The organism is Bradyrhizobium sp. sBnM-33, from assembly GCF_032917945.1.
GTDB lineage: Bacteria > Pseudomonadota > Alphaproteobacteria > Rhizobiales > Xanthobacteraceae > Bradyrhizobium.
In genome coordinates, this window is the sequence record NZ_CP136624.1 from 3,402,053 (window position 1) to 3,418,959 (window position 16,907).

Consider the following 16,907-nt stretch of genomic DNA (forward strand, 5'->3'; position numbering starts at 1 on the left):
GTCGATGTTGATGACTTCAAGCCCGCGCAGTGGCGGCGAGATCCTCGTCGACGCACTGAAAACTAACGGCGTGGATACGGTATTCTGCCTGCCGGGTGAAAGCTTCCTGGCCGCACTCGACGCGCTTGCCGGCGCGGGCGAGGCTATTCGCACCATCGTGACCCGGCACGAGGCGGGCGCGGCGCACATGGCCGAGGCGTATGGAAAGCTGACCGGGCGTCCCGGAATCTGCTTTGTCACGCGAGGGCCGGGCGCGAGCCATGCCGCAATCGGCGTTCACACAGCGTCGCAGGATTCTACGCCGATGATCCTGTTTATCGGTCAGGTCGCCCGCGGCATGCTGGGGCGTGAAGCTTGGCAGGAGGTCGACTTCCGCCGGATGTTCGGCGGCATGGCCAAATGGGTCGTCGAGATCGATCGTGCCGAGCGCATTCCCGAGCTGGTCAGCCGCGCCTTCCATGTTGCGGTGTCCGGGCGCCCGGGGCCGGTCGTGGTCTCGCTGCCTGAGGACATGCTGACGGAGCAAGCCGCGGTGGCCAATGCTGCTCCTTACGTGCGGGTTGCGGGCCATTCCGGTCCCGCTCAGCTATCGCGCTTGGTCGAGATGATCGACGGCGCCGAGCGGCCGCTGGTGATCGTCGGTGGCGGCGGCTGGAATGCCCGAGCCTGCGCGGATCTCAAGGGCTTCGTGGAGACATTCAGCCTGCCGGTTGTCGCCGGCTTTCGGCGGCAGGACATTCTCGACAACCGGCATTCGCATTATGTCGGCCACGCGGGCCTGGGCCCAAGCCCAAAGTTGATCGAACGCATTCGCGGCGCCGACCTGATCATCGCCCTGGGCGGACGCCTGGGTGAGACCACGACTTCGGGCTACACGTTATTTGAAATTCCCCGCCCGGCTCAGCGCCTCGTGCACATACATGCCGATCCGAACGAGCTTGGACGCATCTATCAGGCCGATCTGCCGATCAACGCCGGTATGTCCGAGATGGCCGCGGCGCTCGCCGCGCTCCGGCCTTCGGAGCGATACGAAGCGGGGACGGAGGCGCGGCGGAAGGCATGGCTCGCAGCGGCGCGCGAGGACTTCATCGCCGACCAGATACCCGGATCGATGCCGGGCCCGGTCGATCTCGGCGCGGTGATGCTTCACTTGCGCGAAGTCCTGCCGGACGATGCCATCATCTCGAACGGGGCGGGCAACTACGCGATCTGGGTGCACAAGTTCCATCGCTATGGCGGTTTCAGGACGCAGCTTGCACCGACATCCGGCGCGATGGGCTATGGTCTGCCCGCGGCCATCGCGGCCAAACTGGTTCACTCTGACCGCACCGCGGTCTGCTTTGCCGGCGATGGCTGCTTCATGATGAGCGCCAATGAGCTTGCGACCGCATCACAATATGGACTCGGCGTCATTGTCATCGTCGTCAACAACGGCATGTATGGGTCCATTCGCATGCACCAGGAGAAGGAATATCCGGGGCGCGTTCATGCGACCGCGCTCGAGAATCCGGATTTTGTCGCGCTGGCCCGCGCCTTCGGCGGCTTTGGCGAGCAGGTCCTGGAAACCGAAAGCTTTGCAGCGGCCTTTGCCCGGGCAAGGGCCTTTGCAGACGAGCGGCGCAAGCCGGCCCTCCTCGAACTGAAGATCGAGGCGGAAGCCATCACACCTTCTGCCACGCTGACCCAATTGCGTCAGCGCGCGCTGGCGTCGCGGCACGCGGTACGATTCGCACCATGAAACGAAGCAACTTGTGAAGGGAGGACCAGTATGTCAACAGCTCTGCGCATCGCTCACGGCGCCTTCGGTAGGGTTGCGCTCCTGGACATGGATCGCTCGCTGGTGCGTCATGCCCACCCGCAGTGCCACGTCCTCCTGAAGGTCGAGGGCTCCGATACGCAATTCATGGTAGGCGACAGGGCCTATCCGCTCACCGACACCAATGCCGTGTTGGTCGATGCCTGGACGCCGCATGCCTATGTGCATGATCCGGCGCGGCCGAGGACTCTCATTCTCGCGCTCTACGTCGAGCCACATTGGCTGAAGGAATTTCGTTCCGGCTGGGCCGCCAGCGGCGCGCCCGGCTTTTTCGAGCAACCTTCCGGAGAGGTCTCGCCGCGGATTCGTCAGCTCACGCTCCGGCTGGCCGCCGAAATGGTAGAGCACCCGGACTGCACCCGCACCCATGAACAGGCGCTCTCAGATCTGATGATCGCGGTGATCGAGCGTTTCACGCCATGGCGCCGCTTTCCGGCTTCGATCCGCGGTATGAATGCGAAGAGCTGCGATTGGCGGATCAGGCGCGCCACCGAAGCGATGCGGGCTCGGGAAGGCTCATGCGCCAGCGTTGACCAGTTCGCGAAGAGCGCGGGCTTGTCGCGTGCGCAGTTTTTTCGTCTGTTCGAGTCCTCGCTTGGCATATCGCCGAAGATCTACCTGAATGTGGTGCGCATGGAGCGGGTGCTCGATGCGGTAATGCACCAGGATATGCCCTTTGGTGAGATCAGCGAGCGCTTCGGCTTCCCGGAGCCTGCGCATTTCACGCGCTTCTTTCGCGATCATGCCGGCGTGAGTCCGCGCGAGTTCCGCAGCGTCTCGCGCCTTGCGAGCTGATGGGGCAGCGTACGCTTCCAAATGAGACGATTTGGTAAGTGGTGAGAGGGGACGGTATGGCTCCTCTGGCCGGCGTTCTTACATCTGATCCGCGTGGCGTCGCAGAGCGCAATCGGGAGGAATGTTGTAAATGGCGCAGGTGGCGGCTCGACCCGCATCATCTGTCGACATGGAAGGCCGGCCGTGGGTCGGCCGCTCGATCGAGCGCGTCGAGGATGCGGCACTCCTCACTGGCCGCGGCCGTTTCATCGACGATCTCGGTACGCCGCCGGGCACGCTGCATGCTGCGATCCTCCGATCTCCCCATGCTCACGCCGATATCGTTTCGATCGACGCGGAGGCGGCACGCCGCGCACGGGGCGTTGCGGCCGTGCTCACCGGCGAGCAGGTCAAGGCGTTGACCTCAGGCCTCGTGGTCGGCGTCAAGGCGCCGGTGGAATGCTGGCCGATCGCGACTGAACGCGTTCGCTATGTCGGCGAACCCGTCGCCGTGGTCGTTGCGAGCGACCGTGCCTGGGCCGAAGATGCCGTCGAACTGATCCATGTCGAGTATCGGCCGCGCGCGGCCGTGGTCGATCCGTTGGCGGCGCTGGCGGCCGATGCGCCGGTTCTACACGACGGCTTTCCCGGCAACCTCGCCAGTGACCGTAGCTTCTCCTATGGCGATCCGGACCAGGCGTTTGCGCAAGCGCCGCATCGCTTCTCGATCGATATCCGCTATCCGCGCAATTCCTGCACGCCGATCGAAACCTACGGTGTGATTGCTTCCCACGATGCGGCCGAGGACGCCTTCGACATCCTCGCCAATTTCCAGGGACCGTTCAGCATCCACACCGTGATCTCACGCGCCCTGAAAGTACCCGGCAATCGGCTGCGGCTGCGCACCCCGCCGGATTCCGGCGGCAGCTTCGGCGTGAAGCAGGGCGTATTTCCCTACATTGTGTTGATCGGCGCGGCTTCGCGCGCTGTCGGACGTCCCGTGAAATGGATCGAGGATCGGCTCGAGCACCTCACTGCTTCGGTCTCGGCCACCAACCGCGCCACCACGCTTTCGGCCGCCGTCGCCGCCGACGGCAGGATCCTCGCCCTCGATTGGGATCAGGTCGAGGATTGCGGCGCCCACCTGCGCGCACCCGAACCGGCAACGCTCTACCGCATGCACGGCAACCTTGCCGGCGCCTACGACATCCGCCATGTGAAGGTGCGCAATCGCGTGGTGGTCACCAACAAGACGCCGACTGGCCTCAACCGCGGCTTCGGTGGACCGCAAGTCTACTTCGCGCTGGAACGCCTGGTGCAGCGGATCGCGATCGGCCTGCGCCTTGATCCGCTCGATGTCATCAAGCGCAATCTCGTTCCCGCGAATGCCTTTCCTTACCGCACGGCTACCGGCGCATTGCTCGATTCCGGCAACTACCAGGAAGCTATTGCGAAGGCCGTCGAGCAAGGAGGATTGGCCGAACTGATGGCGCGGCGCGAGGAGGCGCGCGCGCAGGGCCGTCTCTACGGCATCGGCTACACCGCGGTCGTCGAGCCCAGCGTCTCCAACATGGGCTACATCACCACCGTTCTTACGGCTGCCGAGCGGCGCAAGGCGGGGCAGAAGAATGGCGCGCAGGCGACTGCGACCGTCGCGCTCGATCCGACCGGTGGTGTGACGGTTCACGTCGCTTCGGTGCCGCAAGGGCAGGGGCACCGCACCGTGCTGTCGCAGGTGGTCGCCGATGTGTTCGGGCTCAAGCCGCAGGACATTCGCGTCAACACGGAAATCGACACCGCCAAGGATGCCTGGTCGATCGCCTCCGGAAACTATGCGAGTCGGTTTGCGGCCGCCGTGGCCGGCACCGCCAAATTGGCCGCTGAACGCATCGCCGCCCGTCTCGCGCGCGTCGCTGCGAGCCAGTTGAATGTGGAGCCGGCGGACATCGTCTTCGACGGAGGCTTCGTCGCCTCGAAGCATAATCCGGAGAACCGCGTCACCTTTTCCAGAGTTGCGGCGCTCAGCCATTGGTCGCCTGGCTCATTGCCTGACGATGCCGGCCAGACCATCCGCGAGACCGTGTTCTGGACCCCGCCGGAGCTGACTGCACCGGATGATGACGATCGAATCAACTCCTCTCTCTGCCACGGCTTCATCTTCGATTTCTGCGGCGTCGAGATTGATCGCACGACGTTTGAAACGCGGATCGATCGCTACGTGACCATGCATGATTGCGGCACCATCCTGCATCCAGCCATGGTGAACGGGCAGATCCGCGGTGGCTTTGTGCAGGCGCTGGGGGCGGCGCTCTATGAAGAATACGCCTATGCCGCCGACGGCAGCTTTCTGACCGGAACGTTTGCCGACTATCTGTTGCCGACCACGACCGAAGTTCCGGATCCGCAGATCATTCACATGGAGACGCCGTCGCCGTTTACCCCGCTGGGGGCAAAAGGCGTCGGCGAGGGCAATTGCATGTCGACGCCGGTGTGCATCGCCAATGCAGTTGCCGATGCGCTGGGACTTGCCGACGTCACATTGCCGCTGGTGCCGGCGAAGCTCGCCGACTTGGCGCGCGGGCCGGAGCCGTTGCCGCCGGCAGGACAAACGAGGGCAGCCGCCGCTCGGGAGGCAGACCGCCGGCTGCGCGGCGAGGGGAGCGCCTCCGTCAACGCAGCGCCGGAGCAGGTGTGGACGATGCTGCTCGATGCCAGGACATTGCAGGCGGTGATTCCCGGATGCCAGCGCGTCGACAAAGTTTCCGACACGCATTTCCGCGCCGACGTGACGCTGGGCATCGGTCCGGTGACAGGACGCTATCGCGCCGATGTCGAGCTGTTCGATCTCGACCCGCCGAATGCCGTCAGGTTGCGCGGCAAAGCGGAGGGCGCGCTCGGCTTCGGCGAGGCCGAAGGACACATCACGCTCGAGCCCGACGGCAACGGCGGCACGCGGCTGCACTACAGCTATGAAGCCGCAATCGGCGGCAAGGTCGCCAGCATCGGCGGCCGTCTGCTCGACGGCGCCACGCGCGTGATCATCGGACAGTTTTTCGCAGCACTTGCGCGCCAGGCCGGCGATGGAGCGTCCGTCAGCGGCTTCTCCCTCGTTGCGCTGCTCGGCAGGCTCGCAAGCCTGTTTGGAGGACGACGATGAAGCCCGCCGCCTTCGACTATGTCAGGGCCGAGTCCCTCGACGAAGTTCTGGAAGGACTTTCGAACGAGGGCGGCAATGCTCGCGTGCTGGCCGGCGGCCAGTCGCTGATGGCGATGCTCAACATGCGCCTGGCCCGGCCAAAAGTCCTGATCGACATCATGCGGCTAAAGGAGCTCAACCGCGTCGAGGAGCGGGCGGGCGTCGTGACGATCGGCGCGGGCGTACGCCAGGCCACATTGCTCGCTTGGCCGGAACTGACACGGACGCTGCCACTGCTTGCGCTGGCGCTACCCTGGATCGGCCACGTCCAGACGCGCAGCCGCGGCACCATCTGCGGCTCGCTGGCGCATGCGGACCCTAGCGCCGAGATGCCACTCGCGCTCATTGCGCTCGGCGGCGAGGTGCATCTGCGCAGCAAGAGGCGGCGTCGCCGCGTCCCAGCCCGCGATTTCTTTGTCGGTATGATGGCCACCGATCGCGCCGAAGACGAGTTGATCGAAGCCGTATCGTTTCCCGGTCATCGCGGCGGCCGATGCGCCTTCCGCGAGGTCGCCCGCCGCCACGGCGATTTCGCCATTGTGGCCTGTGCGGCGGTGGCGACGCCGAACGGCGTCCGCTTTGCCGTTGGTGGCGTCGCGGATGTACCGACGACGCGGGAATGGCCATGCCTGGATGGCACCGCGCTTGACGATGCGTTGAACGGCTTTGCCTACGAGCTTGACGCGCGCGACGACGTGCACGCGACCGCGCGATATCGGCGCGATCTGGTGCGGATTATTGGGCGCGACCTGATCGGCGAGGTGCTGTAATGACGCGTCTTGCCGCCCATGGCCGTCATCCGGTTCGCCTTAGCCTGAACGGCACGCCGGTGGAAGCCGAGGCTGAGCCGCGCATGCTGCTTTCCGATTTCCTGCGCCATCGGATCGGCGCGACGGGAACACATGTTGGCTGCGAGCACGGCGTTTGCGGCGCCTGCACGGTCATCGTCGGTGGCATGCTCACGCGCTCTTGCCTGACCCTGGCAGCGCAGGTCGATGGCTGCGAGGTCCAAACCGTCGAGGGGCTCGCCCCGTCACCTGATCGGCTTGGCATCCTGCAGCAGGCATTCCGCCGCAACCACGCTCTGCAATGCGGGTTCTGCACGGCCGGCATCCTGATGTCGCTTGACTACTATCTGCGCCGCAATCCCTCGCCGCGCGAAGCCGATATTCGCGATCTCCTCAGCGGCCACCTCTGCCGCTGCACCGGATACACCCCGATCATAAAGGCGGCGCTCGAAGCGGCCGCCGACTTTTCCAACACCACGGAAGAGAAGTCAGATGCTTGATCTTGGCAGCAGCTTTGTTGCAAGCGTCGCGCGAGATCCGGATGCGCTTGCGCTGGTCGATGGCGATGTCCGCCTCACTTATCGCCAGTGGTACCGCAAGATTTCGTCGCTAGTGGCATCGTTCGATCATCTCGGCCTAAGACCCGGCGATCATGTCGTCACTGTGCTGCAGAACCGCTGGGAGGCGGCGACGCTGCATTGGGCCTGCCAATTGGCAGGCCTCGTCCTCACTCCCATCAACTGGCGAGCCAAGGCCGACGAGCTCGATTTCTGCATCGAAAACGCCGAGGCGAGCGCCGTGTTCTATCAGGATGTCTCCGCCGAGGCCGTCAGAAATTCCACACGCGCGGCCAGCCTGCAGTGCGTTGCGGTCGGCATGAAGGTCAACGGCGACCCGGCCTTCGCGGAGATGGTGGGTGGCGCCGCTTCCGATGCCCTGCCGCGAGTCGGGGCCGATGCCTGGTCGATCATGCTCTACACCTCGGGCACGACATCGCGGCCAAAAGGTGTGCCGCGCCGTCACCGCGCCGAGCGGGCAGCGGCCGTCGCGCATGTTGCACAGAACCTCTACGGCCGGGGCGAGCGCACGCTTGGCGTGATGCCGCTCTATCACACCATGGGCGTCCGCTCCCTGCTCGCCATGTCCCTGGTCGGCGGCGCCTTCATCTGCCTGCCGCGCTACGACGCCCGCGAGGCGCTGGCGTTGATCGACCGTGAGAGGGTCAGCAATCTCTATCTGGTGCCGACGCTCTATCACGATCTCGTTCACCACGACGCGTTTGCTGCCACCGACATATCAAGCGTTCGAAAGCTCGGCTTTGCCGGCGCCTCGATGACGGATGGACTGCTCAAGAAGCTGGTCGACGTGTTCAAGCCTGAGCTGTTCGTCAATCATTACGGCAGCTCCGAGATCTACACCTTCACGATCGACCAGAATGCGCCGGCCAAGCCCGGCTCAGCCGGCAAGGCCGGCATCAACCAGCACATCAGGGTAGTCCGGATCAACTCCCGCTCGGTGGACGAACTGGCTGCACCGGGAGAGGAAGGCGAGATCATCGCCTCGCTCGCCGGCGACGAGGCATTCGAAGGCTATTGGCGGCGGCCCGAAGCCGATGCCAAGGCGTTGCGCGAGGGCTGGTACTTTACCGGCGACACTGGCTTTATCGATGCCGAGGGCGATCTCTTCGTCACCGGCCGCGTCGATGACATGATCATCACCGGCGGCGAGAATGTTTCGCCGGTGGAGATCGAGAGCTGCTTGTCGCTGCATCCCGCAGTTTCTGAAGTAGCGGTGGTCGGTCTTGCCGACGAGAAATGGGGCAAGGTCGTCGCAGCCTTTATCAAGCGCAATCGGCCGGTGTCGGAGGCGGAGCTCGAGCAGTTCTGCCGCACCTCGGGCCTTGCCAACTTCAAGCGCCCGCGGCGCTACGTCTTCGTCGATGCCATCCCGAAATCGCCGGTCGGCAAGCTGCTGCGGCGCCTGCTCGTCGCCGGAGAGTATGACGCCGAGCGCCGGCCGCCACCGGACGCGGCCTGATCACTTACAAACAGAAGGAAGCAAGAAATGCCGTCATCCTACACTTTTACCGATCCTCGCCTCGCCAAACTCGACGGATTCAAGGTCGAGCTCGATGAGCAGCGCGAACGCGCCGACATTATCCTTGGCCGACCGCCCTATAACGTCGTTGCGATGCCGCAGCGCGACCAACTGCGGCTGACCTTCGAGACGCTCGACGAAGATCCGCGTGTTCGTGTCATCGTGCTGCGGGCCGAAGGCGAGCATTTCTCCAGTGGCGGTAATATCGGCGGCTTCATGGAAGCGAGCCCCGAGCATGTGTCAAAACTGGCCTGGAATATCGCAGCGCCCGCGCGCTGCGCCAAGCCGGTGATCGTGGCCAACCGCGGCTATTGCTTCGGCGTCGGTTTCGAGCTGTCGCTCGCCTGTGACTTCCGCATCGCCTCCGAGACCACGCAATATGCCCTGCCGGAGCAGAAGCTTGGGCAAATCCCGGGGTCGGGCGGGTCCGCACGTCTGCAGAAGATGGTCGGCATTACACGTACGAAGGACATCGTGATGCGCTCCAAGCGCATCCCAGCAAAGCAGGCGCTGGAATGGGGGATTGCGACCGAATGCGTGCCCGATGGTGAGCTAGAGAAGGCGACAGATAAGCTCGTTGACGAGCTCCGCACCTTCTCGCCGCTGGCCCAGCGCACCGCGAAGAAGCTCTTGAATGATACGGAAGATTCGACGCTTTCGATCGCCATCGAACTCGAAGGGCACTGCTACAGCCGCCTGCGCCAATCCGAGGACTTCAAGGAAGGCGTCGAAGCCTTTAACGCCAAGCGTCCGCCGAAATTCGCCGGGCGCTGACGAGAGGCAACCGGAACTAGCGACACTGCAGATGGCACCGCGGCCGGTCTCATCGGGGCGACTCAAGCCTGGCCTCAACAAGAACAGGATGGCAGCGCGGTCATACCGCGTTGCAGCTAACGCTTCGGTAACGGTGTAACATGGGTTCGCTGCGGGACTCTTGAACCGCCTCATGCGAAGGATTGGATAAGATACCGTAGGTCTAGTTGGTGTGGGGAAAGGCGATAGCGTTCCCGTGACTCGAACCCCCGACAGCCACTGAGCCAATCATCCTACAAGTCCGAGTTGTGGCTGAGCAAGTTTCGATCCAACGACGCCGCTTCTCTAACTTCGGCGCCCGTTCCTCACGCACGCGATTCGGGATCGCGGCATTCTGAACACTGGAAATTCACTAATGCTGTCAATGGGTGAACCCAAGGCGAAAATTCAGAAGGCTCGTTGATTTTACTCGCGAATTCACCGGGTTTTTATTCCGCCATTCGAAGGTTCGCTCAAGCCAACATTGTTTACGAACATCAAGTTCTTGCGTCGGTATCGGGTTGGTCATTCGGAACGCAGCCATTGGAAAAAAGCCGCTTGGTCGGCGAACCTGGAGTCCAGTCCAGGCCCGCATCCGAAGATCCCAATTCCTCAGCGGGTCTCGTTCTTGTTCAAGAAGGCCGCAACGAAATCGCAACGAATTGGGTGAAACGACCGTGAACAAAACCGGACGGAAAGGCACGTCACAGAAAGAAAAATCAATAACTTGGAAGATGTTCACTGCGTTCGGGACGCAGGGGTCGCAGGTTCGAATCCTGCCACTCCGACCAATTATTCCTGCCAACTATTTCTTGCCAATTATTCTTGCCATTCATTTTTCAGGGCTTTTTCTGATTGCTGGCGGTTCCCGAGTCAACCGCCGATTCCCTTCCAAAGTCGAACACAGACCCGCGTTCCCGCGGCGCATGGCGCGTCCGGGGCTTGCCAGTCTCGCCCTCGAAATGGAGGTGCAGGGAATGCCGGGTGCCGGCTAGCACCCGCGGTCTCGTGTGCCGACATGGGAAGGAAATGCACACGGGGCATACAGGTACAGCCGGAGCATCCCGGCATTCCCTGCGCAATGGTTTGACGGCTTATGCCGCGCTCTCCTCCATCATGGTCAATATTCCCGATCGCCGCGGATCGAGGCCGCTCGAGTTCGCGGTTATCACAACATGTTGCGATTCCAAAAAGTCCGGAGCGAAGTGACGGGAGCAGCCTGCCGTCGGCTTCTCACCGGGAGGCGGACTGAGTGGTTTTGGAACATCTCGAAAGGGAGATTGAATCCGATTGCGTATGATCGATGAATTTTTCAACGTCCGCCATATCGTCTGGACGGTCACGTACTCGGGGATAGCTCATGGTCTCGCTCGAACAGGATCTGCCCGAATTGGTTGCCTGGCGCCGCGAACTGCACCGCAGGCCGGAGCTGTCGGGGCAGGAGAAGGAGACCGCGCAAACCGTGCAAGCGTTTCTCAGGGCGGCCGGGGCTGACAAGGTCATTACGGAATTGGGCGGGCATGGCGTGGCCGGGATCTATGACGGGAGTACGCCCGGCCCGACGATCATGCTTCGGGCAGAACTGGACGGATTGCCGATTCAAGAGACATCCGCGATTCCGCATCGGTCCGAGGTGCCGGGAAAAGCGCATCTCTGCGGCCATGACGGGCACATGACGATCCTCGCAGCGGTGGCGCGCGATCTCGGCCGAACGCGTCCGCGCTGCGGGCGGGCGGTGTTGCTGTTCCAGCCCGCTGAAGAGGATGGATCGGGCGCGGCTTCTGTCCTTGCCGACAAAAAATTTCAGCTGCTCCAGCCGGATTTGGTGTTTTCCCTGCACAATCTGCCGGGCCTTGCGCTGGGCGAGGTTGCCATCGCAGAAGGCCTGGTCAATTGCGCCTCGCGCGGCATGCAGATCGCATTGGTCGGCCGAACGGCGCACGCGTCGAATCCGGAGCTCGGCGTTTCGCCGCAAGGAGCCATGGTCCGGCTGCTGAACGAAATCCCTGCGCTGGGGCAGGGCGGCGAGCTGACTAGCGAATTCTCGATGGTCACGGTCACCCACGCCCGGCTGGGCGAGCCGGCGTTTGGAATCTCGCCGGGTCATGCCGAGCTTTGGTTGACGCTCAGAACGCTGACGGATGCCAAGATGGAAAGCATCCGCTTGCAGGCCGAGAATTTGGTTCGGCGCGTTGCGGAAGACGAGCGGCTGAAAGTAGAGATCGCCTATCGTGACATATTCGCTCATTGCATGAACGCGCCGGAAGCCGTCATTCATCTGAAGAACGCGCTTGATGCCGAAGGCATCGAGCACTCCGCGCGGGGGCTGCCGCTGCGCGGCTCCGAGGATTTCGGTCTGTTCAACCAACAAGCAAAGTCTGCGATGCTTTTCCTGGGCGCGGGTCGGGATCATGCCGGCCTGCATGCGCCGGATTATGATTTTCCGGACGAGTTGATCGAAGTCGGCTCGCGGGTCTTCATCCGCGCATTGCGCAATCTGCTGAGTTGATGTGGCGCGAATCAATTTCCAGATATCGCTGCACAGCAAAACATCACGACTCGGCCGAGCGCTGCATTCGACTTCGCGTTCACCTCACAAATTAGAACGCTTAAAAACTTCATACGGTTTAGAGCGATTCGAAAAGCGCGCGGTGTTGCCTCATCGCCACTAACGCAATCCGTTATGTGCACGCTTCATTACCTTAGATGGCTTCTACTCGCCGTTTCCACCTCAGAAGTTAGAACGAGCCGGGACCTGCTTGTGGGCTTTGGGTGGAAGTATGACGTATCAAGTCGCTGCCAGAAATGTTGCGCGCGCTGTTTCGCTGGGAGCGGTGAGCTATCTTGCGCTCTCTCTGGATTTTGCCGGCGGCTCGAGCGCATTCGCGCAGAATTTGCCGCCCGTCACCGTCGATGCTCCAAGCCAGCAACGAGCGCGCCCCGCAGCAGCACGGAGAACGCAAACGTCGACGTCGCGCGTGCAACGGCGCGTCGCTGCGCCGGCGCCGCGTCGCGTCGAACCGGTTCCGTATGTGGTGCCTTCGAGGGGCACCGTTGGTACAGTGCCGCCTGCATATGCTGGCGGACAGGTGGCGACGGGCGGGAGTCTCGGACTTCTCGGCAATCGCGGCGTGATGGATACCCCGTTCAACCAAACCAGCTACACGGCGGAGTTGATCGCGAATCAACAGGCCCGAACCATCCGCGACGTTCTGATGAATGATCCCTCCGTGCGGGTCATCCAGGCCGCCGGCGGCGGCGCCGACAGTCTGTTCGTTCGCGGCTTCTATTACGACAGCGGCGACTATGGGCTAAACGGTCTGTACGGGATCGCGCCGTACTATTCCATCGGGGCGAACTTCATCGAGCGCGTCGAAGTATTGAAGGGCCCGAGCGCCGTGCTTAACGGCATGACCACTGGCGGCACCGGTGTTGCAAGTGGCGGTGCCGTCGGCGGCAGCATCAACCTCATCACCAAGCATGCTCCCGACATCGACATTACACGGTTGACGAGCACGTACGTTTCCAAATCGCAGTTTGGCGGCAATATCGACGTCAGCCGGCGCTACGGCGAGCACAAGGAATGGGGCGTTCGGGTTAACAGCACCTATTCGAACGGCAATACACCGTGGGACCGTCAGACCGATGAGTTCGGCAACGTCGTCCTCGGCCTCGACTACCGGGGCGAGAACGCGCGCATGGCAGTCGATGTCGGTTATCAAGCCGACAATTTGACTCCTCCGCTACGCTTCTTTGGAATTGGCCCAGGTCTCACCTCCATCCCTGCGCCGCCGAAAGCCGGAACTAATTTCCAGGTGCCGTGGGCCTACTATAAGCCGAAGGACTTCTTCACCACCGTAAAAGGTGAAGTGGACGTGACTGACTGGATGACCGCGTATGCCTCGTTTGGTTATCATGACAGCAAGATCGACTACACTTATCCTTCACCCAACATTACCAGCGCTACCGGAGCTCTGGTGGGGCGTCCGGGGCTTGGGCATGAGACGTTCGAGACCTTTGCGGGAGAAGCGGGCGTGCGCGCGTCGATCGACACCGGCCCGATAAATCATGCTCTGAACATGAACTATTCGATCAATGACCGAACCTATGATCAGAGTGTCCTGAGTTCGGCAGGGCTAATTGCCTGGAACCTCTATACTCCGCCGACGAATGTCCCCCGTCCGAACTTGAATGTCCCAACTCTAAGACAAAATACCAACGTAAATCTCCAAAGCATCGGCTTTTCCGATACCATGTCGATGCTAAATAATCGCATTCAGTTGACGGTCGGTGTTCGTCGTCAGACGGCCGGAAGCGAGGTGACGAATATCCTTGCGCCCAGTTTAAGCCATCCTTTTCAGGATGAAACCGTGTGGACCCCGGCTTACGCCCTTGTCGTCAAGCCGGTCGAGAACATTTCGCTATACGCAAATTATATCGAAGGACTCCAGACGCCGCATGTCGTGGGTCCGGGGTTTTCCAATCCCGGGACTGTATTCCCGCCGGGGCAGACCCAGCAGGCTGAAGCGGGCGTGAAGATCGATACGGGCCGTCTGACGACGACCATGAGCGTGTTCGATATCGAACAGCCGAGCATCATCACGGTGGCGACGGGGATCCCTCCGTCCCAGCAGCTTAACGGAAGGCAGCGCAATCGGGGCGTCGAACTCAATGTGTTCGGCGAAGTCACGCCTGCGATTCGGTTGCTCGGCGGTGTCGCGTTGATCGATGGCAAACAGATCAAGACGCCCAATGGTGCCACTGACGGCCGGACGGCGGTAGGCGTTCCGGCAATCACCGCCAATATCGGAGCGGAGTGGGATACGCCGTTCATGCGTGACCTGACGCTCTCGGCGAGGGTCATTTATACCAGTTCGCAATATGTCAATATTACCAACACGCTCTCGCTGCCGGAGTGGACGCGGGTCGACATCGGAGCGCGATACACCTTCACCTCGCCCTGGAACGGAAAGCCGATCGTGGTCCGCGCCAACATCGAGAACGTCTTCAACGAAGCCTATTGGGCCTCGGCCTACAGCGGCGTGATCACGCTTGCTGCCCCGCGCACCTATCTCTTGTCGACGACGTTCAACTTCTGAACGCTGCGCCGTTCTCATCATCTGAAACACCTGCCGCCGCGGATCTCATCCGCGGCGGCATTTCTTTGATCTGATGGTGTCGCAAAACTGACTGATCGAAACTGATGACAACGCGATGAAAAATCATCGGACGTTGAACGTGCGATTCGAAAACCGAAAAAGGTTCCCGCCTGGCGAGCTAGAATTGAAAGAAAGTGCGTATGGCTTTGCCAATCCGTCACTTGTCATGCACACCGGCTCGCAAGCGCGGAGGTTGCATCGTGTCACGCGATCGCCAACTTGGAGCTATTAAAAACTTCGTCGTCGATATTGCTTTGACCCTCATTTGCTTCTGACCTAGTCAAAACGCCATTGCTTTCGTTTTCTCAGAAGGGACCGAACCATGATGGTGTTCGACAGAGACGACGTCACCTTCACCGTCGTTATCAATCACGAAGAGCAATACTCCATCTGGCCGACGTTCAAGGAAATTCCGGGCGGCTGGAAAGCGGTGGGCAAGACGGGCAGCAAGAAGGAATGTCTTGAACACATCGAACAGGTGTGGACCGACATGCGCCCGCTCAGCTTGCGCAAATTCATGGACGAGACAGCGCCGCAGCAGTCGGCTTAAGCCAACGGAGCCTTGTCTTCCGATGCGGCTTCTTTGTCTGCCTTACTCCGGCGGCAGCGCCATGTTCTATGCGCGGTGGCGCAAGCTCCTGCCGTCATGGATCGATGTCCGGCCGGTAGAATGGCCGGGGCGCGGCGCGCGCATGGACGAGCCGCTGGCGACCGACCCGCACGCGCTTGCATGGCAGCTCGCTGCAGAACTTCACGCCCAGCTTGATGTGCCCTATGCGCTGTTTGGACATAGCCTCGGCGCACTGATTGCGTTCGAACTCGCGCATTTCCTGCGTGATCGTGGCGCGCCTGCTCCGGCTATTCTCTTTGCCTCGGGCGCCGATGCGCCGGCCGTTCGAGACGGTAGCAAATGGCGTCTGCCATTGAGCGACGAGGCGTTGCTGAAGGAGCTCCGCGATCTGCAGGGCACGCCGGATGAGGCGCTGTCGAATGCGGAGCTGATGCGGTCGGCATTGCCGGTGCTCCGCGCCGATTTTTTGATGTGCGGCGCCTATGTCTATCGACGGCGGCATCCGTTGTCGTGTCCCGTGCACGTCTTCGGCGGCGCCGACGACGAGACCAGCCGCGAATCGCTACAAGCCTGGCGGCAGGAAACGTCCGTGGAATTCACGCTCGACGTGCTGCCGGGCCATCACTTCTTCATTCACACGCAGCAAGCCGAACTGCTCGGCCTGATCGGATCGGCCCTGGCCCGACGGTCGGGACGATCGATTGGTTCGCATCGGAGCGAGGATCATGAGCGCATTCTCCGTCCAGCCACTCATTGAAGGCAAGACTCTTCCGCTGTTGCTGAGGGCTGACAAGGCCGGGCAGCCGCTCGGCGCGGTGCTTCCCGTGCTGCGCGATACCATCGACCGGCATTTGACTGATTGCGGGGGCATCGTGTTTCGCGACTTCTCGCTCGACGGTCCTGATGCCTTCCGGGCGTTCGCGGCCGACTTCGGTCATCCGCTGCTCACCTACGAGTTTGGATCGACGCCACGCTCGCAGGTTACCTCCGGCGTCTACACGTCCACGGAATACCCGCCGCACCAGCATATCCCGCTGCACAACGAGCAGGCCTATACGCGCGATTGGCCGATGAAGATCTGGTTCTACTGCATGCAGCCGGCGCAGGAGGGTGGCGAAACGCCGATCGCCGACAGCCGCGCCATCTATCGCGACATGCCGCCGGACATTCGGGAGCGCTTCGCCGAGAAGGGCGTGATGTATGTGCGGAACTACGGCAACGGGCTCGACGTCGACTGGCAGCAGGTGTTCGGCACGGAGTCCAAGGCGGAGGTCGAGGTCTACTGCGCCGGGCACGACATCGAATGCGAATGGAAGGAAGACGGCGAGCTTCGCACGCGCCAGATCTGTCAGGGGACGGCGCGGCATCCGGTAACGGGAGAGTGGGTCTGGTTCAATCAGGCCCATTTGTTTCACGTCTCCAACCTCGAGCCGGAAGTGCGCGAGAGTCTGCTCGACGTGGTCGGCGACGAGACTGAACTGCCGCGTAACGTCTTCTACGGCGACGGTTCGCCGATCGATGACGAGACGCTCGCCACCGTCCGCAATGTTCTCGAAACGCACAAGATCAGCTTTCCCTGGCAGGCCGGCGATGTCGTGATGCTTGACAATATGCTCACCGCGCATGCGCGCGCGCCGTTCAAGGGGCCCCGCAAGGTGATCGTTGCCATGGCGGAAGCGCATCGGCAGGGCTGATCGGCATTTTCGGGCGGCGG

The 16,907-nt window shown here is 62.1% G+C and carries 13 protein-coding genes; all 13 read left to right on the top strand.

Annotated features, from left to right (window positions below):
- The first annotated feature begins 10 nt into the window (after nucleotides 1–10).
- The 13 genes from RX328_RS15760 (at nucleotide 11) to RX328_RS15820 (ending at nucleotide 16,887) form a co-directional block, all read left to right on the top strand.
- On the top strand, nucleotides 11–1,738 hold the full coding sequence (locus tag RX328_RS15760; RefSeq protein ID WP_213251588.1) for a thiamine pyrophosphate-binding protein: 1,728 nt from the start codon (nucleotides 11–13) through the stop codon (nucleotides 1,736–1,738).
- 30 nt (nucleotides 1,739–1,768) lie between these two features.
- Nucleotides 1,769–2,611, top strand: coding sequence for a helix-turn-helix transcriptional regulator (locus RX328_RS15765; protein WP_213251539.1), 843 nt, complete (start codon nucleotides 1,769–1,771; stop codon nucleotides 2,609–2,611).
- A gap of 130 nt (nucleotides 2,612–2,741) precedes the next feature.
- On the top strand, nucleotides 2,742–5,747 hold the full coding sequence (locus tag RX328_RS15770) for a xanthine dehydrogenase family protein molybdopterin-binding subunit (protein ID WP_213251538.1): 3,006 nt from the start codon (nucleotides 2,742–2,744) through the stop codon (nucleotides 5,745–5,747).
- Complete coding sequence (locus RX328_RS15775) at nucleotides 5,744–6,556, top strand: FAD binding domain-containing protein (protein WP_213251537.1); 813 nt, start codon at nucleotides 5,744–5,746, stop codon at nucleotides 6,554–6,556. Before RX328_RS15770 ends, RX328_RS15775 begins: the two co-directional genes overlap by 4 nt.
- On the top strand, nucleotides 6,556–7,074 hold the full coding sequence (locus RX328_RS15780) for a (2Fe-2S)-binding protein (RefSeq protein ID WP_213251536.1): 519 nt from the start codon (nucleotides 6,556–6,558) through the stop codon (nucleotides 7,072–7,074). Before RX328_RS15775 ends, RX328_RS15780 begins: the two co-directional genes overlap by 1 nt.
- Nucleotides 7,067–8,611 carry an AMP-binding protein gene (locus RX328_RS15785; protein WP_213251535.1) on the top strand — a complete coding sequence of 515 codons (1,545 nt, stop codon included), beginning with the start codon at nucleotides 7,067–7,069 and terminating at the stop codon, nucleotides 8,609–8,611. Before RX328_RS15780 ends, RX328_RS15785 begins: the two co-directional genes overlap by 8 nt.
- Nucleotides 8,612–8,638: 27 nt before the next feature.
- A complete protein-coding gene (locus RX328_RS15790) occupies nucleotides 8,639–9,445 on the top strand; it encodes an enoyl-CoA hydratase/isomerase family protein (protein WP_213251534.1) in 807 nt (268 codons plus the stop codon).
- Between the two features lie 695 nt (nucleotides 9,446–10,140).
- Complete coding sequence (locus tag RX328_RS15795) at nucleotides 10,141–10,458, top strand: hypothetical protein (protein ID WP_213251533.1); 318 nt, start codon at nucleotides 10,141–10,143, stop codon at nucleotides 10,456–10,458.
- Between the two features lie 365 nt (nucleotides 10,459–10,823).
- Nucleotides 10,824–11,972, top strand: coding sequence for an amidohydrolase (locus RX328_RS15800; protein WP_213251532.1), 1,149 nt, complete (start codon nucleotides 10,824–10,826; stop codon nucleotides 11,970–11,972).
- 271 nt (nucleotides 11,973–12,243) lie between these two features.
- Complete coding sequence (locus RX328_RS15805; protein ID WP_213251531.1) at nucleotides 12,244–14,562, top strand: TonB-dependent receptor; 2,319 nt, start codon at nucleotides 12,244–12,246, stop codon at nucleotides 14,560–14,562.
- A 382-nt stretch (nucleotides 14,563–14,944) separates the two neighbouring features.
- Nucleotides 14,945–15,172, top strand: coding sequence for an MbtH family protein (locus RX328_RS15810; protein WP_213251530.1), 228 nt, complete (start codon nucleotides 14,945–14,947; stop codon nucleotides 15,170–15,172).
- Between the two features lie 22 nt (nucleotides 15,173–15,194).
- The gene (locus RX328_RS15815; protein ID WP_213251529.1) at nucleotides 15,195–15,950 is read left to right on the top strand and encodes a thioesterase II family protein; all 756 of its coding nucleotides are present in this window, start codon (nucleotides 15,195–15,197) and stop codon (nucleotides 15,948–15,950) included.
- Entirely contained in the window at nucleotides 15,919–16,887 is a 969-nt protein-coding gene (locus RX328_RS15820; RefSeq protein WP_213251528.1) for a TauD/TfdA family dioxygenase, read from the top strand. Before RX328_RS15815 ends, RX328_RS15820 begins: the two co-directional genes overlap by 32 nt.
- Nucleotides 16,888–16,907 lie beyond the last annotated feature (20 nt).